Below are 17,433 nucleotides of genomic sequence, written 5' to 3'. Positions count from 1 at the left end.
ATGAGTTACTCGGTATGAGGAAAAAAGTCTTCGTCCAATGCTTCGATCCAAGCTGCCAGTTCTCGGTCAATTTGTTCAGCGCACGCTTCGTAAGTTTCGACAGGCAATCCCACTGGATCGGAAATATCGCCGCCATCGCGGCGGAGCGTGAACACGCGGTCGTGCATGTTGGGCCAAGCGGCCAGGATGGCGGCGCGGTGTCCACGCGTCATCGTTAATACCAAATCAGCGACGTTCATCACCGATTCGTCCAACGGTCGCGATGAATGGCCGGTCAAATCGAGTCCGCGACGTCCCATCACTTCCACCGACTGAGGGCTCGCGCCGCTGCCGGCGCCCGCTGCTACGCCCGCCGAAATGACTCGGACGGAGTCTTCGCAGCCAAGTTTCTTGGTGAGTTGCTCGCGCATCAGCATTTCAGCCATCGGGCTACGGCAAGTATTTCCAGTGCAGACCAGTGCAATGACTGGTTTGACGAATTGATTCATGGCAGCCCGCTCGATCACGCCCTCTCGTAAAATCTCCATCCGGTTACCCAGTACGCGGGCCACCGTCGACGCTCCACCATAACGAGTCGGGCCGTCGTCGAGCAGCAGTGGGATCGAATTCCCAAATTGGGTAAGCACTTGGTCGGCGGTTGTCGCCGGTTCCTGGCCCGTAACATTAGCGCTCGTTAGCAGCAGTGGAGCCGCTAAATAGCGGTGAATTTGCGCAATCACTCGATTGTCGATCACGCGGAACCCCAGACAATCGTGTTCTCCTCGAATGCGTTCTTGAACGTTGGGCGGCAGTTGTTTGGCGGCCGAATAGGGAGAATTGCACGGTACCACAAGCGTCAGGGGCCCCGGCCAACAACGTTGGCTCAGGCGACGCGCCAGCGGAGAAAGTTTGCAGTGAAAATCCTCGGCGGCCTCTCGCGAGGGAACCGAAATCGCTAGCGGAGTTGTTTCATCGCGACCCTTGATCTCGAAGAGTCGTTCCACCGCGGTTTCGGACAATGCGCTGGCTGCCAATCCGTACACCGTGTCCGTCGGAAGCGCAACGACTCCCCCTTCTACAAGCGTCTGCACACACGCGTGGACCATGTCCCGTGGGTCGTCGGTATTTCGTAGGTCGAGGGTTTTGGCCATTATGATTTGCAAAAGCGAAAGCTGCTAAACTGAGCTTGATTGTACGGAGCAGCGAAACACCTTCACAAGTCGACGAGTTTTGGACGCATCCCGCTGTAGCACTAAAAAACAACATCGACGTCAATTTCTGTCGCAACTTGCGGCGATTTCGGCGCTCGGGGCAACCATGGCCGTACCAGGATGCGTGCCCGCATTTGCGGCAAGCAAGGTTGATCTGGTGTGGGGACGCTATGGTCTTGGCGATGGGAAGTTCGTCAAGCCGCGAGCCATGACGATTGATGATGATGATCAGCTCTACATCGTGGATACGACGGGCCGAATTCAAGTCTTTGATGCCGATGGCCAACTAATCCGACTGTGGAAAACACCGCTAACCAAGAACGGTCGACCGACCGGATTGGCGTACCAGTCAGCGGATCAATCGCAGGACGGCGTCGCGAAGATATTGGTTGCCGATACTCACTACTACCGAATGATCGCCTACACGCTTGAGGGACGCCTGATTGAGTCATCGCAAATTGGCGGTGTCGCTGGGCATTTGCCGGGTGAGTTTGCGTTTGTGACGGATGCGATTAGCGACCAACAAGGCTGCATTTACATCGGTGAGTACAACGCGTCGGACCGAATTCAAAAATTCGACCCCGACGGCAAGTTCGTTTGCCAGTGGGGTGGCACCGGGCAAGAACCCGGCCAATTTGTTCGTCCGCAGAGTTTGGTGATCGCAAACGACGTCTTGTGGGTAGCCGACGCGTGCAACCACCGAATTCAGCGTTTTGACTTGACCACCCCGACGCCGTCGTTGATTGATATTTGGGGAGGCCCCGGCGAAGGAATTGGCCAATTCTACTATCCCTACGATTTGGCGCTTTGTGACGATTCAGGCGTGGTGGTTGTGGAATACAAGAACAACCGAATTCAACGGTTCGATGGCAAGGGCGAACCAGTGGCGGTTTGGGGCGGTGCCGGGATTGAACCTGGTCAACTCAACCAGCCCTGGGGCATCGTCGTGGATTCGTTGGGGCGAGTTCACGTCTTGGACAGCAATAATCACCGTGTTCAGCGGTTGTATTTGCCTGCGTGAGTGCGGTTTAAGGCTGGGCAAGACGCACATTCGGGGCGTTTTAGGCAGTTGTGACCAAACGTGTCATCCACCCAACGAATACTACATGTGTTGAGGGAAGACAACTCAACGCGGCCAATCAACGTGCCGCCCAGATCAAAAGACTTTTTACCGGGGGGTAAGAACTATGAACCGTATTCTTCGCCAAGCTATGCAGGACTGTGACAACTACGTGATCGAAATGGATTACGAAGATGCCAAAGGAAACCGCACACACCGTGTCGTTAGCCCGATCCGTTTGATGGGCAGCTACCGGTTCTTGGGGTTGTGCCTGTGTCGCGAACAACCACGTCAATTTCAGCTTTCACGCTGCAAGAATATCCGTCTTGTACCAGCATCTGAAGTCATGATGCCGGTAGCGATGGAAGCCTCGATGAATTAAGGAGCAGATCTATCTGCGAATCGAGATTTTGACGACGTAAACGAGTGAGTAAAAAAGCGAGCGATCGCTTCTTCAGTATGACCTGCGGTGTCTATGCGAATTGCAACCGCGGGTCATCCAATCCAAGACGCTTCATTTTCTTGTACAGCGTCGTGCGATTAATTTCTAGCGCGTCCGCCGTGGCGGCACGGTTCCAATGATGCGCCTTCAGCGATTGCAAGATGATTTGGCGTTCTGGGCCTTCTAGTGCGTCGCGAAGCGACTTGCCCGAAACATCGCCAACTCGAACCGGTGCCGAAGAACCGCCATCGCTGTTTCCTTGGCTGCTGATCGATTGAAAATTATCTACGTTTCGACCGGTCAATTCCGGAGGAAGGTCCTCAAGTGTTAGCACTGAACCGCGACCGAGCAGGACTGCTCTTTCGACTACGTTTTCAAGCTGACGAATGTTGCCCGGCCATGGGTATTGTTCCATCGTCGCCATCGCCTCGTCGTCGAAGCGTTCAATTTCTCGATTGCACGTTTCGGACGCTTCACGAAGGAAGTGATCAACGAGCAACGGCAAATCCCCAATACGCTCTCGCAGCGACGGCAGGACAATGTTCACCACGTTGACGCGGTAGTAAAGGTCTTGGCGAAAGGTGCCAGCATCGACAGCCGCAGCCAAGTTTTCGTTGGTAGCCAGAATGACCCGCGTATCCACGGTGTGGGTTTCGGTTCCACCGAGTTGTTCGAATTGCAGTTCCTGAAGCACACGCAGCAACTTGACCTGCATCGCTTGCGTGGCGGTGCCAATTTCATCAAGGAAAATGGTGCCGCCATCGGCCAGCTGGAACTTGCCCGCGCGGCTGGTATTCGCCCCCGTGTAGGCTCCGGCGACGTGACCAAAGAGTTCGCTTTCAAGCAATGTATCGGGTAAGGCGCCGCATGCGACCTCGACGAATGGGCCGGATCGTCGCGAACTTCGATTGTGGATGGCGCGAGCGATCATGCTTTTGCCCGTGCCGTTTTCGCCAGTGATCAACACCGAAGCGCGGGCGTCTGCGATCGAGTCCACGACGTCAAAAATCTTCAGCATCCGATAGTCGTGGCTCAAGACGTTTTCCATCCCGCTGCGCCGGTCGAGCTGCTGACGCAGTCGGTCGTTTTCGATGGCGACATTGCGTTGATCGAGGGCTCGTTCGAGAGCCAAAGACAATTCTTCGTCAATCAGCGGTTTGGTCAATAGATCGAACGCGCCGGCGCGGATTGCTTCGACGGCGGTATCCGGCGTCGCATAACCCGTCATTACCAAGATCGTTGTCGCAGGAGCGGTTTTGCGAACATGAGCGATCAGGTCGAATCCGTCTTCCGTGCCTAGTCTTAGGTCGGTCAACACGAGATCGAATGGCTGTTTTGTTAACCGCGATCGTGCCTCCGCAATGGTCATCGCAACAACGACACCGTAGGACATCTCACGGAGCCAATCTGCCATCGATTCGGCGAGATGTTGATCGTCGTCTACCAGCAGAATAGTGGCTTTGGTGGTCATTTAGTTTTGCGTGGGATGCAGGTTTCGCGTCGCGGAATCTTCGCTCGATGGACGATTTCGCAATGGGGGGTCGACGCAGCCTGGGGTACATTTTGGACATCACGCCCAAGATGTGTCATGACAGCAATTCGGCGCAGAAAAGATCTGCACAAGAAATATCTAGGTCACGCTTGAGGGGCGGTCAAAAGCTTCCTGTTGCAAATAGCCAACCATTGAGGCCCGAAAACGACGACCCTACCCCTCCTTTGGTGAGGATCAGGTCGGCCAGAATGTCTAGAAGTCGTTTGCTCGTAATGACTTACGTTGCTATGCCCGCTAGCTACATTCACGTGCTTAGTGAACAATCGTTGACGCTGGCTTTGCGGGAAGCCGAGCTGAGGGCAGATCCAATTGCGAATGAAGGAAGCGATGACGGCAAGATTGTTAGTGATAGACGATCATGAAGTGGCTAGGCGGGGTATCGCCAAACTGCTCTCTAGACCCGCTTATGAAATCGTGGGGTCGGTTTCAAATGGCAAGGAAGCTTTCGAGTTTCTCGACTCTGCTACGGTGGATGCGATCTTGTTGGACGTTCGGATGCCCGATTCGAGCGGTTTGTCAGTCCTTGAAAAGATTAAGGATAGCTATGACACACCGGTGGTGATTGTCAGCGCTTATGACAACCCGACCTATGTTGCCCGCGCCGCAGCATTGGGAGCTCACGACTACATCATCAAGAATGGATCAAACGATTCCATTTCCAGTGCGATCAGTCGAGCCATCGCGGGATCGCCTCTTCCGGAAGACAGTTGCTTGCTAAAGATTCAACAAGCGATGCGTGCCGAGGTGGATGTGGCGAGCCTGCCGGCTGAATTGCCACTCACTAGCCGTGAAGCGCAAGTCCTGCGACACATCGCGTTGGGGTTGAGCAATAAAGAGATCGCCCGCTCATTGGCGATCAGTGTTGAAACCGTGAAAGAACACGTTCAAAACATCCTGCGAAAAATCGGTGCCAATGACCGAACGGATGCGGCGGTACGGGCCGTGAAATTAGGGCTGATCGAATAGCAGCAGTTTCGTTGATCGCTGCGAGCATGAAATTTACAACGCAGGCACGTTGGGATAACTGCGTTATCGCTTGTCTCGAATCTCGGCAAGCTCACGCTCGTAAAGCGTTCTGACTTCGTCCAAATCGACGTCGACCTTGGGCATTTGAGGGTTCATCTTTTCGAGGGTCTGGCGAACGATGCCCGCAACGGACGCATCGCGGTACCACTTGTGGTCTGCCGGAATCACGAACCAAGGTGCCGCGTCAGAGTTGCACTTTTCGATCGCATCCTCATACGCTTCGCGATACGCATTCCACTTATCGCGCGCGGCGTAATCACCGAGGTTTAGCTTCCAGTGCTTGTCGGGGTTTTCAAGCCGCTTGCCAAAGCGAGCGAGTTGTTCTTCGGGACTGATGTGAAGATAAAACTTCAAAATTTTGGTGCCAGCAAGCGATAGGTTCTCTTCGAAGTGGTTAATGATATCGAACCGCTGGTTCCAAACCTTCTTGGGCACAATGTCTTCGACACGAACGACCAGCACGTCTTCGTAGTGCGAGCGATTGAAGACTGAAACCATTCCTTTGGCAGGTGTGCACTTATGAATCCGCCAAAGGAAGTCATGGGACAATTCTTCAGACGTGGGGACTTTGAACGGATAGGTTCGGCATCCCTGCGGGTTCATGCGACCCAGGACCTTCCGAATCAGACCGTCTTTGCCTGCTGCGTCAGGAGCTTGCAGAACCACCAATAGCGATTGCTTATCCTCGACAAACATTCGGTACTGCAAATCCCGGATCGCTTGATTGGCTTCCGCAGTAAATTCCTTGGCGTCGTCTTTTCCGTTGAAGGGGCCCGATTCGCGAGTATCGACGGATTTGAGCTGAAGCTTGTCGCCGGGCCGGATCTGGTGTCGCTTTATGAAGTCCATCGAGGTACTGGTCGCTGAGGAATCGAGAATATAAGAATTGAGAATATAGGGGGCGGCAAACGCCATGATAACGATTGCCCGCGCAAAAATGTCGTCAATCCATTAACCTTTGACTCACTGACTCTTTGCGAGCAAGCAGATTCGCCATGCACTGGCCTTGAATCACTTCGCAATGGCAATCTACACCCCCGGATTTTTGGAACACAACTCCGTGACACCCGCGTATTGGATACTCGCGATCATTGCGATCGCGTTGGTTGGACTAATCGTTTTGGCAGTCGTGTCACCTCGACGTTTCGTGCGTCTACCGTTCAAGATCGTGTTGTCGATTCTGTACCGCAAACGAGTCGTCGGCTTGGAAAACCTGCCGCGAGAAGGTGGCTGTGTGGTGGCCAGCAACCACGTGTCTTGGATCGACGGGATCCTGATTCTTTGGATGTTGCCACGGAACGTTCGATTTGTTGTCGATGGCGCCAACTTTGTTTCGCCGTTAGGCAAGTACCTCGGGGATGCCTTCGATACGATCTTCATGATGTCCGGACCAAAGTCGATCATGGCGGCGATTCGAACCGCTCGCGAGGGACTCAACAACGGTGATGTGATCGGTATCTTTCCCGAAGGCACATTGACTCGCACGGGGCAACTGCAAGCCTTCAAGCCGGGGTTGAGCAAGATCATGCAAAAGACGGATGCCGTGATCGTGCCTGTCTGGATGGAAGGCATGTGGGGCAGCATCTTCAGTTTCTCGGGCGGGAAATTCTTCTTCAAATGGCCTAAGAAGTTTCGACGTACATTGACGCTGTACATCGACAAGCCCGTTCCCGGTGATACTCCGCTTGAACTAGTTCGATCGCGAGTCCACGCATTGGGAGCGAAAGCGACGATTGATGTTCGTCGAGAGTTTCCGATCTTACCTCGTCGCATCATTCGCGTTTGGCGCGCCCGCGGCAGTGAATTGCAAGTTGCTGATTCGATGGGTAACGAGGTTAGTGGCCGAGACATGTTGATACGTGTGCTGGCCCTTCGACGCATGTTACGGCGGGAAGTCTTTGCAAGCGACGAACAATTCGTAGGCGTGTTGTTGCCGCCGTCGGTCGCTGGCGTAGCCGTGAATGTCGCCTTGGCCATGGATCGTCGAGTCTCGGCCAATTTGAACTACACGGTATCAAGCGAGGTCCTCAACCACTGCAACCAAAGCGTCGGTGTGAAGAACGTTTTGACCAGCGAGAGGTTCCTTAGCAAACTCGATCTGAAGCTTGACGCCAATGTGATCCCACTGGAATCGCTGAAGGACAAAGTATCGAAAATGGACAAAGCCGTCGCGGCTATTCAGGCAACGGTGGTTCCAGCGTTCTTGCTCGATCGAATCTTGGGCCTGAACAAGATCGATGGCGACGATCTGCTTACGGTCATCTTTACGAGTGGTTCGACGGGAATGCCTAAGGGCGTATTGCTGTCGCACGCCAATATCAGCCACAACGTCGATGCCATCGATCGTGCGGTTCACTTAGACACCCATGATGTCGTGCTGGGCGTTTTGCCGTTCTTTCACTCGTTCGGTTATTCGGTGACCCTGTGGTCGGCACTGACGCTAGGCCCCAAGGGGATCTACCACTTCAATCCGCTTGATGCCAAACAAGTTGGCAAGTTGTCCGAGAAGTATGGCGTGACGGTCCTGTTGGCAACACCAACGTTCCTGCGAGGTTACCTGCGGCGAGTCTCGCCCGAGCAGTTCGCGAAGCTGGATGTCGCCGTGGTGGGCGCCGAAAAAATGCCTGCTGAATTGTTTGACGCGTTTGAACAAAAGTTTGGTGTTCGTCCAGTGGAAGGATACGGCGCTACTGAGTTGAGCCCATTAGTGTCGGTGAATATTCCACCATCGCGATCTGCGGCCCTTTACCAACCGGATCGAATGGAAGGATCGGTGGGGCGACCTCTGCCGGGAATTTGCGCGCGTGTTGTTTCCACCGAAAGCGGCGAAGAAATGCTCGCCGGGCAAGATGGCATGTTAATGGTGATCGGACCGAATGTCATGAAAGGCTACGCGGGCCAGGACGACCTAACGCGCAAGGCGGTTCAGGACGGTTGGTACATCACCGGCGACATCGCCAATGTTGACGCCGAAGGGTTCATCCACATCACCGGTCGGATGAGTCGGTTTTCTAAGATCGGCGGCGAGATGGTGCCGCACATCCGAGTCGAAGAGGAGATCGCCAAACTGCTGGCCGTCGGTGATGACGACGAAAAGGTTCGGGTTTGTGTCACCGGGGTTCCCTGCGAACGCAAAGGGGAGCGATTGGTGGTTTTGCACTTACCCACTGAAAAGCCAATCGACGAGGTTCTCGAAGGATTAAAAGCTGCGGGACTGCCCAACTTGTTCATTCCAGCTCGCGATAGCTTTGTTGAAGTGAACGAAATTCCCATGTTGGGTACCGGCAAGTTGGACTTAAGTGCGGCCAAAGCGATAGCCTTGGAAAAGACCTGCGTCGGGTCATAGCGTTTGTATTGATGATGTCGTTTTCGACATTGAACTTCTTGAGTGACCCTGTTCGTTTAGCGACCACTTCGTTGGTTTTTGCGACCTAGCATTGGGAACGCAAATCTACCTCTGAACGCCTAACGCAGCAAAGTTGTCGCCATGGAGATGTCTCCTGAACTCAGTTCACTGCTGACCAGCCCCTCGTTTCTATCGCTGGCGGTTGTCACATTCTTCATGTACGTACTAGCCGTGGGCTTGGCGATGAAGATGGCGCTTGCGTGCATGGCCCCGGAAGCTCCTTCGCTGCTGCGAGCCACCTACATCTCGTTCATGATCCCCTTCGTTCAGTTCGTGCTGGGGATCGTCTTGATGTCGTTCATTCCGATCCAGTTTGGTTTGCCTGTCAAACTGCTCTTGTTGTACGTAAGTTTGAAGATGCTCGCCGTGATGGCCGACATCTCGGTGGGCTGGGCCTTTCTCACGAATATCGTCTACGGTTTCTTTGGACTGATCACCGTTGGGACTGTGATGGCTTGTTCAGGCGGCGCGTTCTATGTCGCAATCTACAAGCCGCACCCCCAAGAAATGAGTGAATTGGGCGCAATGATGAAGACCCACGTGGCCGCTATGGAGAAGGAACAAAAGGACAGGTTACTGGGCCGAGACACGCCGTCGGATACAGACTTCGATATTACGAACGTGTTCTTCTCGGATCGCAAGAAGGACAAGAAGGATTCGAGCGTATCGAAAACGAGAACATCAGAACCATCCGACGCGTCAGTTTCGACGCCGACACCGTTCACATCGATACCGGTTTCGCCGGCACCGTTTTCCTCCGCGCAAAATGACGTGCCTGAGAAGAAATTGCCTCAGGAAGGCATCCCTCAGAACGCTGTCGAGCCATCCCATATGATGCCGCTGCAGATCAGGCCTTTGATGGACACTCGTAACCAGCAAACCAATCCATTCGTGAAGTAAGTGCCGTTGGCAGACGTCAACAGCGATCTACTTCAAGCACTCATCGACCGGGCAACGTTGCGTAACGGTCTTGAGCACGGATAGCGACATCTTGGATGACCTTCGAGAAGTTCGCGCGAGTCGCGTCGTTGACTTGCGGGATACGCCCGGCGACATCCAGCATCGACGCAGGGTTTCGTTGGGACGCATGAGATACCTGCGCCATGAAACGTGCCGTTTCGATGAAGTTGTTATCTGCGGATCGGCCGATCAGGCCACTTAGCGTTCGAGCGACCAAGTCTGCTCCGAGTGAATCCATTTGCAAGAAGCAATCGATCGTGCCAGTCACCGTGGTGCGGCCATCGGCACCGTGCGCGTACCGACTGGTAACCATAAACACTCCGCTGCCACGGATTGGACGGGCGACCATTTTTCCATCGTAGCTACCGGTGGCGACATAGATGTGGACGTTGGGATCACCGTAGACCAAGTCGATCAAACAAGTCGTGCCGCTTCCGTCGCGTGCTTCGAGCTGGTAAGGCCCCGTGCGTCTGATATCCACATTGGTGATGCCCATCAAATCCCAGATACCAACCATCACTTCCGGGTTTCGCGTCAGGAACAGAAACATGTCCTGGTCGCAATCGATCGCTTGGGCTGGCAGGCGACGATAGATGGTGGGCGAATCAGCAATGTCCATGATCCGTTGCTGAGCCGCGGGCGTGAGTCGCTTGAGCGGCAATCGACGTAAGGCATCATTCTTGAGCTCGGTAGAGCTGTCGCCGGAATCCTCGCTGACGTCTCTCGAGACTGCACGAGGTTGTTGACCGCGCACCGAAGTCGGCGCGACGATAGCGATCAAGAGCGCGCAAAAGCAGCCCTTGCTGACGATTCGTCGAATCGATTCCCCCGCCACCGACGTTCTCCCAATCTGCGGCCACGCCATTGGTCCACCGACAACGGGCCGCGAGGCCGATTGTCCCAAGAGCGATCCTCGGGTGCTGCGGAAACACAAAATCTCCGCCGACAACGCCTGAGGCTTGTGAGGATTTTTCGGCCTTTTGGGTCACCCGAGTTGAACAAAAGCGTGAACGGGAAACCAGTTCGCTGTTTCAGGCGGTGTTAATCGTGGACTCGACACCTGAGTGGGTTTCACGATAATCAACCGCTGCAATCACTCATCCTGGGCTTCTGGCGTTTGTTTTCGCTTGGAATGCCTTTCGCTTTACAAGATCAAGAAAGACAAACTTCGATGGCTAAGAAAACGATCGATCAAGTCGATGTCGCTGGCAAAACAGTACTGATGCGGGTCGACTTCAATGTCCCTCTCGACGAAAACCAAGCTATTACGGACGATCGCCGTATCGCGATGGCATTGCCTAGCATCAAGAGCGTGATTGATCGTGGCGGCAAACTGATCCTGATGAGCCACCTTGGCCGCCCCGAAGGTAAGGGGTTCGAAGCAAAGTACTCGTTGGCTCCCGCCGCCAAGCAACTTGGCGTGCTTTTGGGCAAGCCCGTCGCCATGGCGAAGGACACAGTCGACGAAGATGCCGTTGCCAAGGCTGCTGCACTGAAGGACGGCGACGTTCTTGTCCTCGAAAACCTGCGATTCAACTCTGGCGAGAAAAAAGGCTGCGAGGAGTTCGCGGGCAAACTAGCAGCAATGGCGGACATCTATTGCAACGATGCTTTCGGGACTTGTCACCGCACCGACGCCTCGATGGTAGCGGTACCCCGAGCAATGGAAGGCAAGCCGCGCGTGGTTGGACATCTAGTCGCGAAGGAAATTCAGTATCTCAGTGACGCCATTGGAAACCCTCAGCGTCCGTTCGTTGCCATCTTGGGCGGAGCTAAGGTTAGCGACAAGATCAACGTCATCAACAACTTGCTTGGCATCTGCGATTCGGTCCTGATCGGCGGTGCGATGGCCTACACCTTCTCATTGGCCCAAGGCGGCAAGGTGGGTGGCAGCTTGGTCGAGAAGGACAAGGTTGAGCTTGCGAAGGAATTGATCGCCAAAGGTGGCGACAAGTTGCAACTTCCTGTGGACACTCATTGCGGCGATGACTTTGGCAATATCGCTGGATGCAACAAGAAGGTTGTCCCCGCGGGAGAAATTCCCGACGGAATGGAGGGCTTAGATATTGGTCCCGAAACAGCCAAGATCTACGCCGACATCATCAAGAATTCTAAAACGGTTGTTTGGAACGGGCCGATGGGTGTGTTTGAAAAGCCACCAATGGATGCTGGTACTAAGGCTGTTGCTCAAGCAGTCGCGGACGCGGATTGCACCAGCATCATCGGTGGTGGTGATAGTGCCGCGGCCGTGGACCAACTTGGATTTGCTGATCAGGTTTCGCACGTCAGCACCGGTGGCGGTGCGAGCCTAGCCATGCTGGAAGGCCAAAAGTTCGCGGCCGTAGATCTGCTTGACGAGGCGTAAGCGTTTGCACTTCTCGTCATTCTCTCTTTCGTCTGGCCTCTCTGCTCGCCGTTGGTGGTCAGAGAGGCCAGATCTTTATCGACTCTTCCTCTTCTTCTGTTGAACTGCCATGACGACCGCCGAAGACCTACGTTTGCAGGCCAGTTCAAAGCGTCAAGAAAATTGGCAGCGTTGGGGGCCGTATCTTTCGGAACGGCAATGGGGAACCGTCCGCGAAGACTACAGCGAAGGCGGTGACGCGACTTGGTCATACTTTCCACATGATCATGCTCGCAGTCGAGCTTATCGATGGGGCGAAGACGGCCTTCTGGGGATCTGCGATCGTCAGTGTCGACTTTGCTTTAGCGTAGGTCTTTGGAATGGTCGTGATCCGATTTTGAAGGAGCGATTGTTTGGTGTCACGGGACCGGAGGGGAATCACGGCGAAGATGTTAAAGAGTGCTATTACTATCTCGATAGCACGCCAACGCATTCATACATGAAAGCCTTGTACAAGTATCCGCATGCCAAGTACCCGTACGAGGATTTGGTGGACGTGAGCCGAAAGCGAGGCTTCCAGGATCCTGAGTACGAGCTTTACGACACGAATATCTTCGACGAATCTCGGTACTTTGATGTCGTAGCGGAATACGCCAAGGGTGGACCCGATGACGTATTGATTCGCCTGTCAATCACCAACCGTGGGCCGCAACCAGCGGTGCTGCATCTATTGCCACAGTTCTACTTTCGCAACACATGGACATGGCACTGCACCGACGAAGGATGCACTACTCGTCCAAGCATGCGGATTGAGAATGACGTTGTCAAAACCAACCACGAATCATTGGGGCAAGTTTGGTTGGCTTGCGATCGAACAGGCGATGAAAGTGGGAGTGCCTGGTCTTGGCTATTCACTGACAACGAGACCAACGCACACCGGCATCCCGACATGCCTAGTGAGTCGGAATTCTATAAAGACGCCTTGAATGACTTTGTCGTGCTTGGCGAAACCGTCGCGGTCAACCCTGCCCGGCAAGGGACCAAGTGTGCTCCTTACGGGTTGATGATGATTGGTGCCGGTCAAACGGAGACGATTCAACTTCGCATGACGCATGTCAGCGAACCGTTTGTTGCCGAAGAATCTGGCGGGAAGACCGATGCCTTCCGACGACTCGCATTCGGCGAATCGTTCGATCGGATCTTTGCCGACCGTATCAACGAAGCCAACGAGTTCTACGCGACTCGAATTGATGCATCGCACACGCCCGAGCGAGCGTCCATCATGCGGCAAGCCTACGCCGGATTGTTGTGGACCAAGCAGTTTTATCACTACTCCGTTACGACATGGCTCGATGGCGACCCCAACGGAATGCCGACAACGGAATCTCGCAAGCTGGGACGCAATAGCGAGTGGCGTCACCTCTTCAATCGTGATGTGATCTCGATGCCCGATAAGTGGGAATACCCTTGGTACGCGGCGTGGGACCTCGCATTTCACATGGTCCCGATGGCTTACTTGGATGTTCATTTCGCTAAGGAACAAATGGTGTTGTTCCTTCGGGAATGGTACATGCACCCTAGTGGTCAAATCCCCGCTTACGAATGGCATCTTAGCGATGTGAATCCTCCGGTGCATGCGTGGGGTGTGTGGCAGGTTTACAAAGCAACCGGGCCACCGCAGAAGCGTGACAAAGTCTTCTTGGCTCGTTGCTTCCAAAAGCTGTTGATCAACTTCACGTGGTGGGTAAACCGAAAGGATCCGCGAGGAAAGAACATTTTCTCGGGCGGGTTCTTGGGGCTCGACAACATCGGAGTTTTTGATCGTAGCAAGCCTTTGCCCGAAGGACATCTTGAACAGGCCGATGGCACCGCTTGGATGGCGTTCTATTGCGGTTCAATGTTGCGAATCGCGTTGGAGCTTGCCGAAGACCACCAAGCCTACGGCGACATGGCAAGTAAGTTCTTCGAGCACTATGTTGCAATTGCCGAGGCTATGAATTGCATCGATGGCACCGGGTTGTGGGAAGAAAACGACGGATTCTATTACGACCACCTGTTCGTTGATGGGAAGTCAATCGCGATCCGCGTTCGCTCATTAGTCGGATTGTTGCCGTTGATGACCGGGGTGATCTTGGAAGACGACATCATCGGCAAGTTGCCGGGCTTCAAACGCCGCATGAAATGGTTCCTCGAAAATCGCGGCAATCTTAGTGACCATATGACTTACATGGAGCACAAAGATGATGAAGGCAATTCGGGGAGCCAGTTGTTAGCGATTCCTTCAGAGGAACGACTGCGTAAGTTGATTGCAGTGATGCTGGACGAGAATGAATTTCTTTCGCCGTACGGCATTCGAAGTATGTCGGCGGTGCACCGCGGCGATCCTTTCGTGTTTGACTTTGGTGGCCAACGTCATGAGGTCTCCTACGTGCCCGGCGAAAGCGATAGCGGCATGTTTGGTGGGAACAGCAATTGGCGCGGGCCGATTTGGTTCCCGATGAATTACCTTTTGATTCAATCGCTCAAGCGTTATCACCACTTCTACGGCGATGACTTCAAAGTTGAGTGTCCCACCGGAAGCGGTCATGAAATGACGTTGATGGAAGTGGCTCGCGAGCTTGAACGTCGACTAATCTCGATGTTCGAGGCCGACAAAAACGGTGAGCGACCCATCAACGGCGATGACGAACGTTATCGGGACGATCCGGCTTGGCGTGAAAACATTCTTTTCTACGAATACTTCCATGCGGATTCCGGAAAAGGCTTGGGGGCAAGTCATCAAACTGGCTGGACGGCACTCGTGGCATCAATGCTGCGAACCCAAGCACACGCCCAGCGACAACGCAAGGTTTAAGGCAACGCCAACTTCTCGCGGAAGATCTTGCTGTTGTGCCGGATGTCGGTCGGCAGGGGTTCGTCGCGAATGATGATCTCATCGATTCGCATGGTCAGCGGATTGCGAGACGCAAGGTCCTGTAACTCAGCCATCAACGTTTGTTTTGCCTCCCGCGTCGTTGGGATATGTTCGGGGTGCAGTTCGACTAAGACCACGGGGGTTTGGTGGGGACGTTGGCCACGTGGTACAAGTGCCGACCGATAGACGGCTGGATGGTTGTTGAAAACGGCTTCGATAGGCACGGTGAAAAGGGTTCGATCACCAACGACAACGCGATGTGACTTGCGACCGCAGAACCAAAAACGATCTCGACTGTCGAGGTAACCCACATCGCCCATGCGGTGCCAAACTCGATCCCCGTCTCGAACTTTGTGAAAACGGTTTTGATCGTCGCGAACAACGTACTGAGTCGTCACCATCGGGCCCGACACCATCAGTTCGCCAATTTTGCCGGATGCTTTCTCGGTGACCTGGTCCATGGACTCGATAGGATCGTCGGAGATTTCAATCACCTTCCAATTCACACCATCGAAGCGATTGCCGACGCAAACGCCTTTGCCTTTGGCAGCGGCGGGGCCAGTTTCCGCGATGATTTCGCGAGATTCGATCGATGCGATCGGCAGTGCCTCTGTCGCGCCATAGGGCGTTTGGATGTTGGCATCGGGATGCACAAGGCGGCGCAGTTTTTCGAGCGTGACGGCGGGTACCGGTGCGCCGGCCGATAGAATTCGTTGCAGCGTTGGGAATGGGTTGGTGAAGTTATTTTGATCGGCCCAGCGAACAACCGTGTTCCATAGCGCGGGTGATCCGAACGCCTGGTCACATTCCCATTGGGCGGCTGCTTCGGCGAGTCGTCGCGGATTGACTTTGGCCGGTTTGGTGGGGTCCATGTCAGGGATCACAGTCGTTACTCCCATCACGGCATCAAACAAACCGAACAGCGGAAAGCACGCCAAGTCTCGCGAACCGCGGTGGATGTCGTAGCGTTCGCGAATGAGGTCGATTTGGGCATGGAACGTTCCATGCGTGTACTGGACGCCCTTGGGAGGTCCGGTGGAGCCGGTCGTAAAGATCACGGCCGCCGGATCAGATCGCTCTCGCTTCGGTAGTTCAATTTGATCCGTTGATTCGCTGCCAAGGCTCTTGATGCGCGACAACGTTTGTCCGCCCCAGAAATACCTGCGTCCAACAGTGACGTTCCAAATTGCCGTGGGGAACTTCGTCCGCAAAACCGTTCGGATCGCTTGGGCTTTGGGTATCGCCATGAAGCCATCGGGCTTGGCGTCGGCGAGACATTGGATCAAGTGCCGCTTGCTCATTCCAGGATCGATCAAGACGACTTGCACGCCCGCTTTCAGCAGTGCAAAGGTCAGTTTGATAAAGTCGGCACCAAAGGGCACCAACATCACGATCCTCATTCCTGGTTTGACGCCCCAGCCAACAAGCCCCTTGGCTACTTTCGTGGTTTCTTCATCGAGTGCACCGAAGGTTGTGATCGAATAGTCGCGAGTGGTGTCATCACGTGGTGGGCCGCTGGGTTCGGCGATCGCGATGGCTCCGGGCATCAACGTCGACAAGATCTTTAAGCGCGAGGCAACGTTGCCATCGATCTCGGGTTGCTCGAAATCTTTACTCATGACGCTACCAACGTTTCGGTTGAAAGCAGTGTGTCGATGATCAATCCGGCGATCGAGACGTCGCAGGCTGATTGAGCACCTTGCCAACCGGGAATTCCATTGACTTCAATCACTCGGTAGCCATCCGTTTGGCAATCGATCAAATCAACCGACGCGATTGTCAGACCAATCTCGTTACAGACGCGAAACGCAAGGTCGCGATGCCATGATTGAGTCTCGACGCGCTCGGCTGTTCCGCCGTGGGTGCGGTTGGTGCGGAAATCGCCAGCGTTGGTACGCCGCAGCGAAATGACTTCGTCGCCGATCTTTAGTAGTCTCGTGTCCGCTCCGCCCGGCGGCACAAAGGCTTGCACGTACATGACGCAACCAAGTTGATCGAGAGTCGCGAACGTCGTCCTGGCCAATTCAGGGTCGGAAACTCGCATGACACCGAACCCTTCCCCGCCGAAGATAGGTTTGACAACGCAGTCGCCACCGAGTTCAGCATACGCGTCCATCGCCTCACGTCGAGATTGCACGACACGTGTCGAGGGGACACGGCAACCGAGTGAGGCCACGACAGCAAGCGATGCAAATTTGTCGATCGCGATCTCGAGCGAACGAGGGGAGTTGATGATGCGCGAGTTGACCTTTTGCAGGTGATGCAGCGTCGCCAATCGAAACGTAATCTGTTCGAGTGATCCGGCGGGCATTGTCCGCGTCAGCACCGCGTCAAAATTGCGGACGTCGCCATGCGCGCACGTGATCGTCACTCCATCGCCTTGAACCGAGCCAGCCAAGGATTGATAAGTTGCCAGTTCTAATTCGCAACCACGGACTTGGCAGGCTTGACGAAGTTGATTCGCGTGCCAGCCTTCGCCGCCACCGAGCATTAAAAAGCGAGACTTCCCCGCGCTGTTGTTCTCGTGAAAGCCCATCGC

The 17,433-nt window shown here is 54.5% G+C and carries 13 protein-coding genes; 7 read left to right on the top strand and 6 right to left on the bottom strand.

Annotation, left to right across the window (positions count from 1 at the left end; genetic code table 11):
• Positions 1–5: 5 nt before the first annotated feature.
• Positions 6–1,130: an L-threonylcarbamoyladenylate synthase gene (locus Pla22_RS20600; RefSeq protein WP_207310443.1), complete on the bottom strand. Its 1,125-nt coding sequence runs from the start codon at positions 1,128–1,130 to the stop codon at positions 6–8.
• A gap of 166 nt (positions 1,131–1,296) precedes the next feature.
• On the opposite strand from Pla22_RS20600, the gene Pla22_RS20595 reads away from it, so the two are divergent.
• Together Pla22_RS20595 and Pla22_RS20590 are read left to right on the top strand one after the other, a co-directional pair.
• Positions 1,297–2,211 carry an NHL repeat-containing protein gene (locus Pla22_RS20595; RefSeq protein ID WP_146516711.1) on the top strand — a complete coding sequence of 305 codons (915 nt, stop codon included), beginning with the start codon at positions 1,297–1,299 and terminating at the stop codon, positions 2,209–2,211.
• Between the two features lie 166 nt (positions 2,212–2,377).
• A complete protein-coding gene (locus Pla22_RS20590; protein WP_242632215.1) occupies positions 2,378–2,632 on the top strand; it encodes a WYL domain-containing protein in 255 nt (84 codons plus the stop codon).
• A 91-nt stretch (positions 2,633–2,723) separates the two neighbouring features.
• Here Pla22_RS20590 and Pla22_RS20585 read toward each other — a convergent pair whose 3' ends face one another.
• Positions 2,724–4,163, bottom strand: coding sequence for a sigma-54-dependent transcriptional regulator (locus Pla22_RS20585; RefSeq protein ID WP_146516710.1), 1,440 nt, complete (start codon positions 4,161–4,163; stop codon positions 2,724–2,726).
• 408 nt (positions 4,164–4,571) lie between these two features.
• Between Pla22_RS20585 and Pla22_RS20580 the strand changes: the two genes are divergently transcribed.
• A complete protein-coding gene (locus Pla22_RS20580) occupies positions 4,572–5,210 on the top strand; it encodes a response regulator (protein ID WP_146516709.1) in 639 nt (212 codons plus the stop codon).
• Between the two features lie 63 nt (positions 5,211–5,273).
• Here the strand turns inward: Pla22_RS20580 and Pla22_RS20575 are convergent, their stop codons facing one another.
• A complete protein-coding gene (locus Pla22_RS20575) occupies positions 5,274–6,185 on the bottom strand; it encodes a polyphosphate kinase 2 family protein (RefSeq protein WP_242632214.1) in 912 nt (303 codons plus the stop codon).
• 106 nt (positions 6,186–6,291) lie between these two features.
• On the opposite strand from Pla22_RS20575, the gene Pla22_RS20570 reads away from it, so the two are divergent.
• Both Pla22_RS20570 and Pla22_RS20565 read left to right on the top strand, forming a co-directional pair.
• The gene (locus tag Pla22_RS20570; protein WP_146516707.1) at positions 6,292–8,616 is read left to right on the top strand and encodes an AMP-binding protein; all 2,325 of its coding nucleotides are present in this window, start codon (positions 6,292–6,294) and stop codon (positions 8,614–8,616) included.
• Positions 8,617–8,757: 141 nt separating this feature from the next.
• Positions 8,758–9,576 carry a hypothetical protein gene (locus tag Pla22_RS20565; RefSeq protein ID WP_146516706.1) on the top strand — a complete coding sequence of 273 codons (819 nt, stop codon included), beginning with the start codon at positions 8,758–8,760 and terminating at the stop codon, positions 9,574–9,576.
• Between the two features lie 40 nt (positions 9,577–9,616).
• Here the strand turns inward: Pla22_RS20565 and Pla22_RS20560 are convergent, their stop codons facing one another.
• Positions 9,617–10,471, bottom strand: coding sequence for a hypothetical protein (locus Pla22_RS20560; protein ID WP_146516705.1), 855 nt, complete (start codon positions 10,469–10,471; stop codon positions 9,617–9,619).
• 336 nt (positions 10,472–10,807) lie between these two features.
• On the opposite strand from Pla22_RS20560, the gene Pla22_RS20555 reads away from it, so the two are divergent.
• Together Pla22_RS20555 and Pla22_RS20550 are read left to right on the top strand one after the other, a co-directional pair.
• Complete coding sequence (locus Pla22_RS20555; RefSeq protein ID WP_146516704.1) at positions 10,808–12,001, top strand: phosphoglycerate kinase; 1,194 nt, start codon at positions 10,808–10,810, stop codon at positions 11,999–12,001.
• Positions 12,002–12,110: 109 nt separating this feature from the next.
• Positions 12,111–14,834 carry an MGH1-like glycoside hydrolase domain-containing protein gene (locus tag Pla22_RS20550; RefSeq protein ID WP_146516703.1) on the top strand — a complete coding sequence of 908 codons (2,724 nt, stop codon included), beginning with the start codon at positions 12,111–12,113 and terminating at the stop codon, positions 14,832–14,834.
• On the opposite strand, the gene Pla22_RS20545 is transcribed toward Pla22_RS20550, so the two are convergent.
• Both Pla22_RS20545 and Pla22_RS20540 read right to left on the bottom strand, forming a co-directional pair.
• Positions 14,831–16,513, bottom strand: a complete 1,683-nt coding sequence (locus Pla22_RS20545; protein ID WP_146516702.1) for a fatty acid CoA ligase family protein — start codon at positions 16,511–16,513, stop codon at positions 14,831–14,833. The genes Pla22_RS20550 and Pla22_RS20545 overlap by 4 nt on opposite strands.
• A complete protein-coding gene (locus Pla22_RS20540) occupies positions 16,510–17,430 on the bottom strand; it encodes an ATP-grasp domain-containing protein (RefSeq protein WP_146516701.1) in 921 nt (306 codons plus the stop codon). The genes Pla22_RS20545 and Pla22_RS20540 overlap by 4 nt, the downstream gene beginning before the upstream one ends.
• Positions 17,431–17,433: the final 3 nt, after the last annotated feature.

The sequence above is a fragment of the Rubripirellula amarantea genome, from assembly GCF_007859865.1.
GTDB lineage: Bacteria > Planctomycetota > Planctomycetia > Pirellulales > Pirellulaceae > Rubripirellula > Rubripirellula amarantea.
Note: the sequence above shows the minus strand (reverse complement) of the source record. Positions and strands in the feature narration are given on the sequence as shown.

What these genes read in the sequence shown, in the direction of transcription:
- Pla22_RS20600 (WP_207310443.1), bottom strand. Translation starts at nt 1,130, where the DNA reads ATGGCCAAAACCCTCGACCTACGAAATACCGACGACCCACGGGACATG.
- Pla22_RS20595 (WP_146516711.1), top strand. Translation starts at nt 1,297, where the DNA reads ATGGCCGTACCAGGATGCGTGCCCGCATTTGCGGCAAGCAAGGTTGAT.
- Pla22_RS20590 (WP_242632215.1), top strand. Translation starts at nt 2,378, where the DNA reads ATGAACCGTATTCTTCGCCAAGCTATGCAGGACTGTGACAACTACGTG.
- Pla22_RS20585 (WP_146516710.1), bottom strand. Translation starts at nt 4,163, where the DNA reads ATGACCACCAAAGCCACTATTCTGCTGGTAGACGACGATCAACATCTC.
- Pla22_RS20580 (WP_146516709.1), top strand. Translation starts at nt 4,572, where the DNA reads ATGACGGCAAGATTGTTAGTGATAGACGATCATGAAGTGGCTAGGCGG.
- Pla22_RS20575 (WP_242632214.1), bottom strand. Translation starts at nt 6,185, where the DNA reads ATGGCGTTTGCCGCCCCCTATATTCTCAATTCTTATATTCTCGATTCC.
- Pla22_RS20570 (WP_146516707.1), top strand. Translation starts at nt 6,292, where the DNA reads ATGGCAATCTACACCCCCGGATTTTTGGAACACAACTCCGTGACACCC.
- Pla22_RS20565 (WP_146516706.1), top strand. Translation starts at nt 8,758, where the DNA reads ATGGAGATGTCTCCTGAACTCAGTTCACTGCTGACCAGCCCCTCGTTT.
- Pla22_RS20555 (WP_146516704.1), top strand. Translation starts at nt 10,808, where the DNA reads ATGGCTAAGAAAACGATCGATCAAGTCGATGTCGCTGGCAAAACAGTA.
- Pla22_RS20550 (WP_146516703.1), top strand. Translation starts at nt 12,111, where the DNA reads ATGACGACCGCCGAAGACCTACGTTTGCAGGCCAGTTCAAAGCGTCAA.
- Pla22_RS20545 (WP_146516702.1), bottom strand. Translation starts at nt 16,513, where the DNA reads ATGAGTAAAGATTTCGAGCAACCCGAGATCGATGGCAACGTTGCCTCG.
- Pla22_RS20540 (WP_146516701.1), bottom strand. Translation starts at nt 17,430, where the DNA reads ATGGGCTTTCACGAGAACAACAGCGCGGGGAAGTCTCGCTTTTTAATG.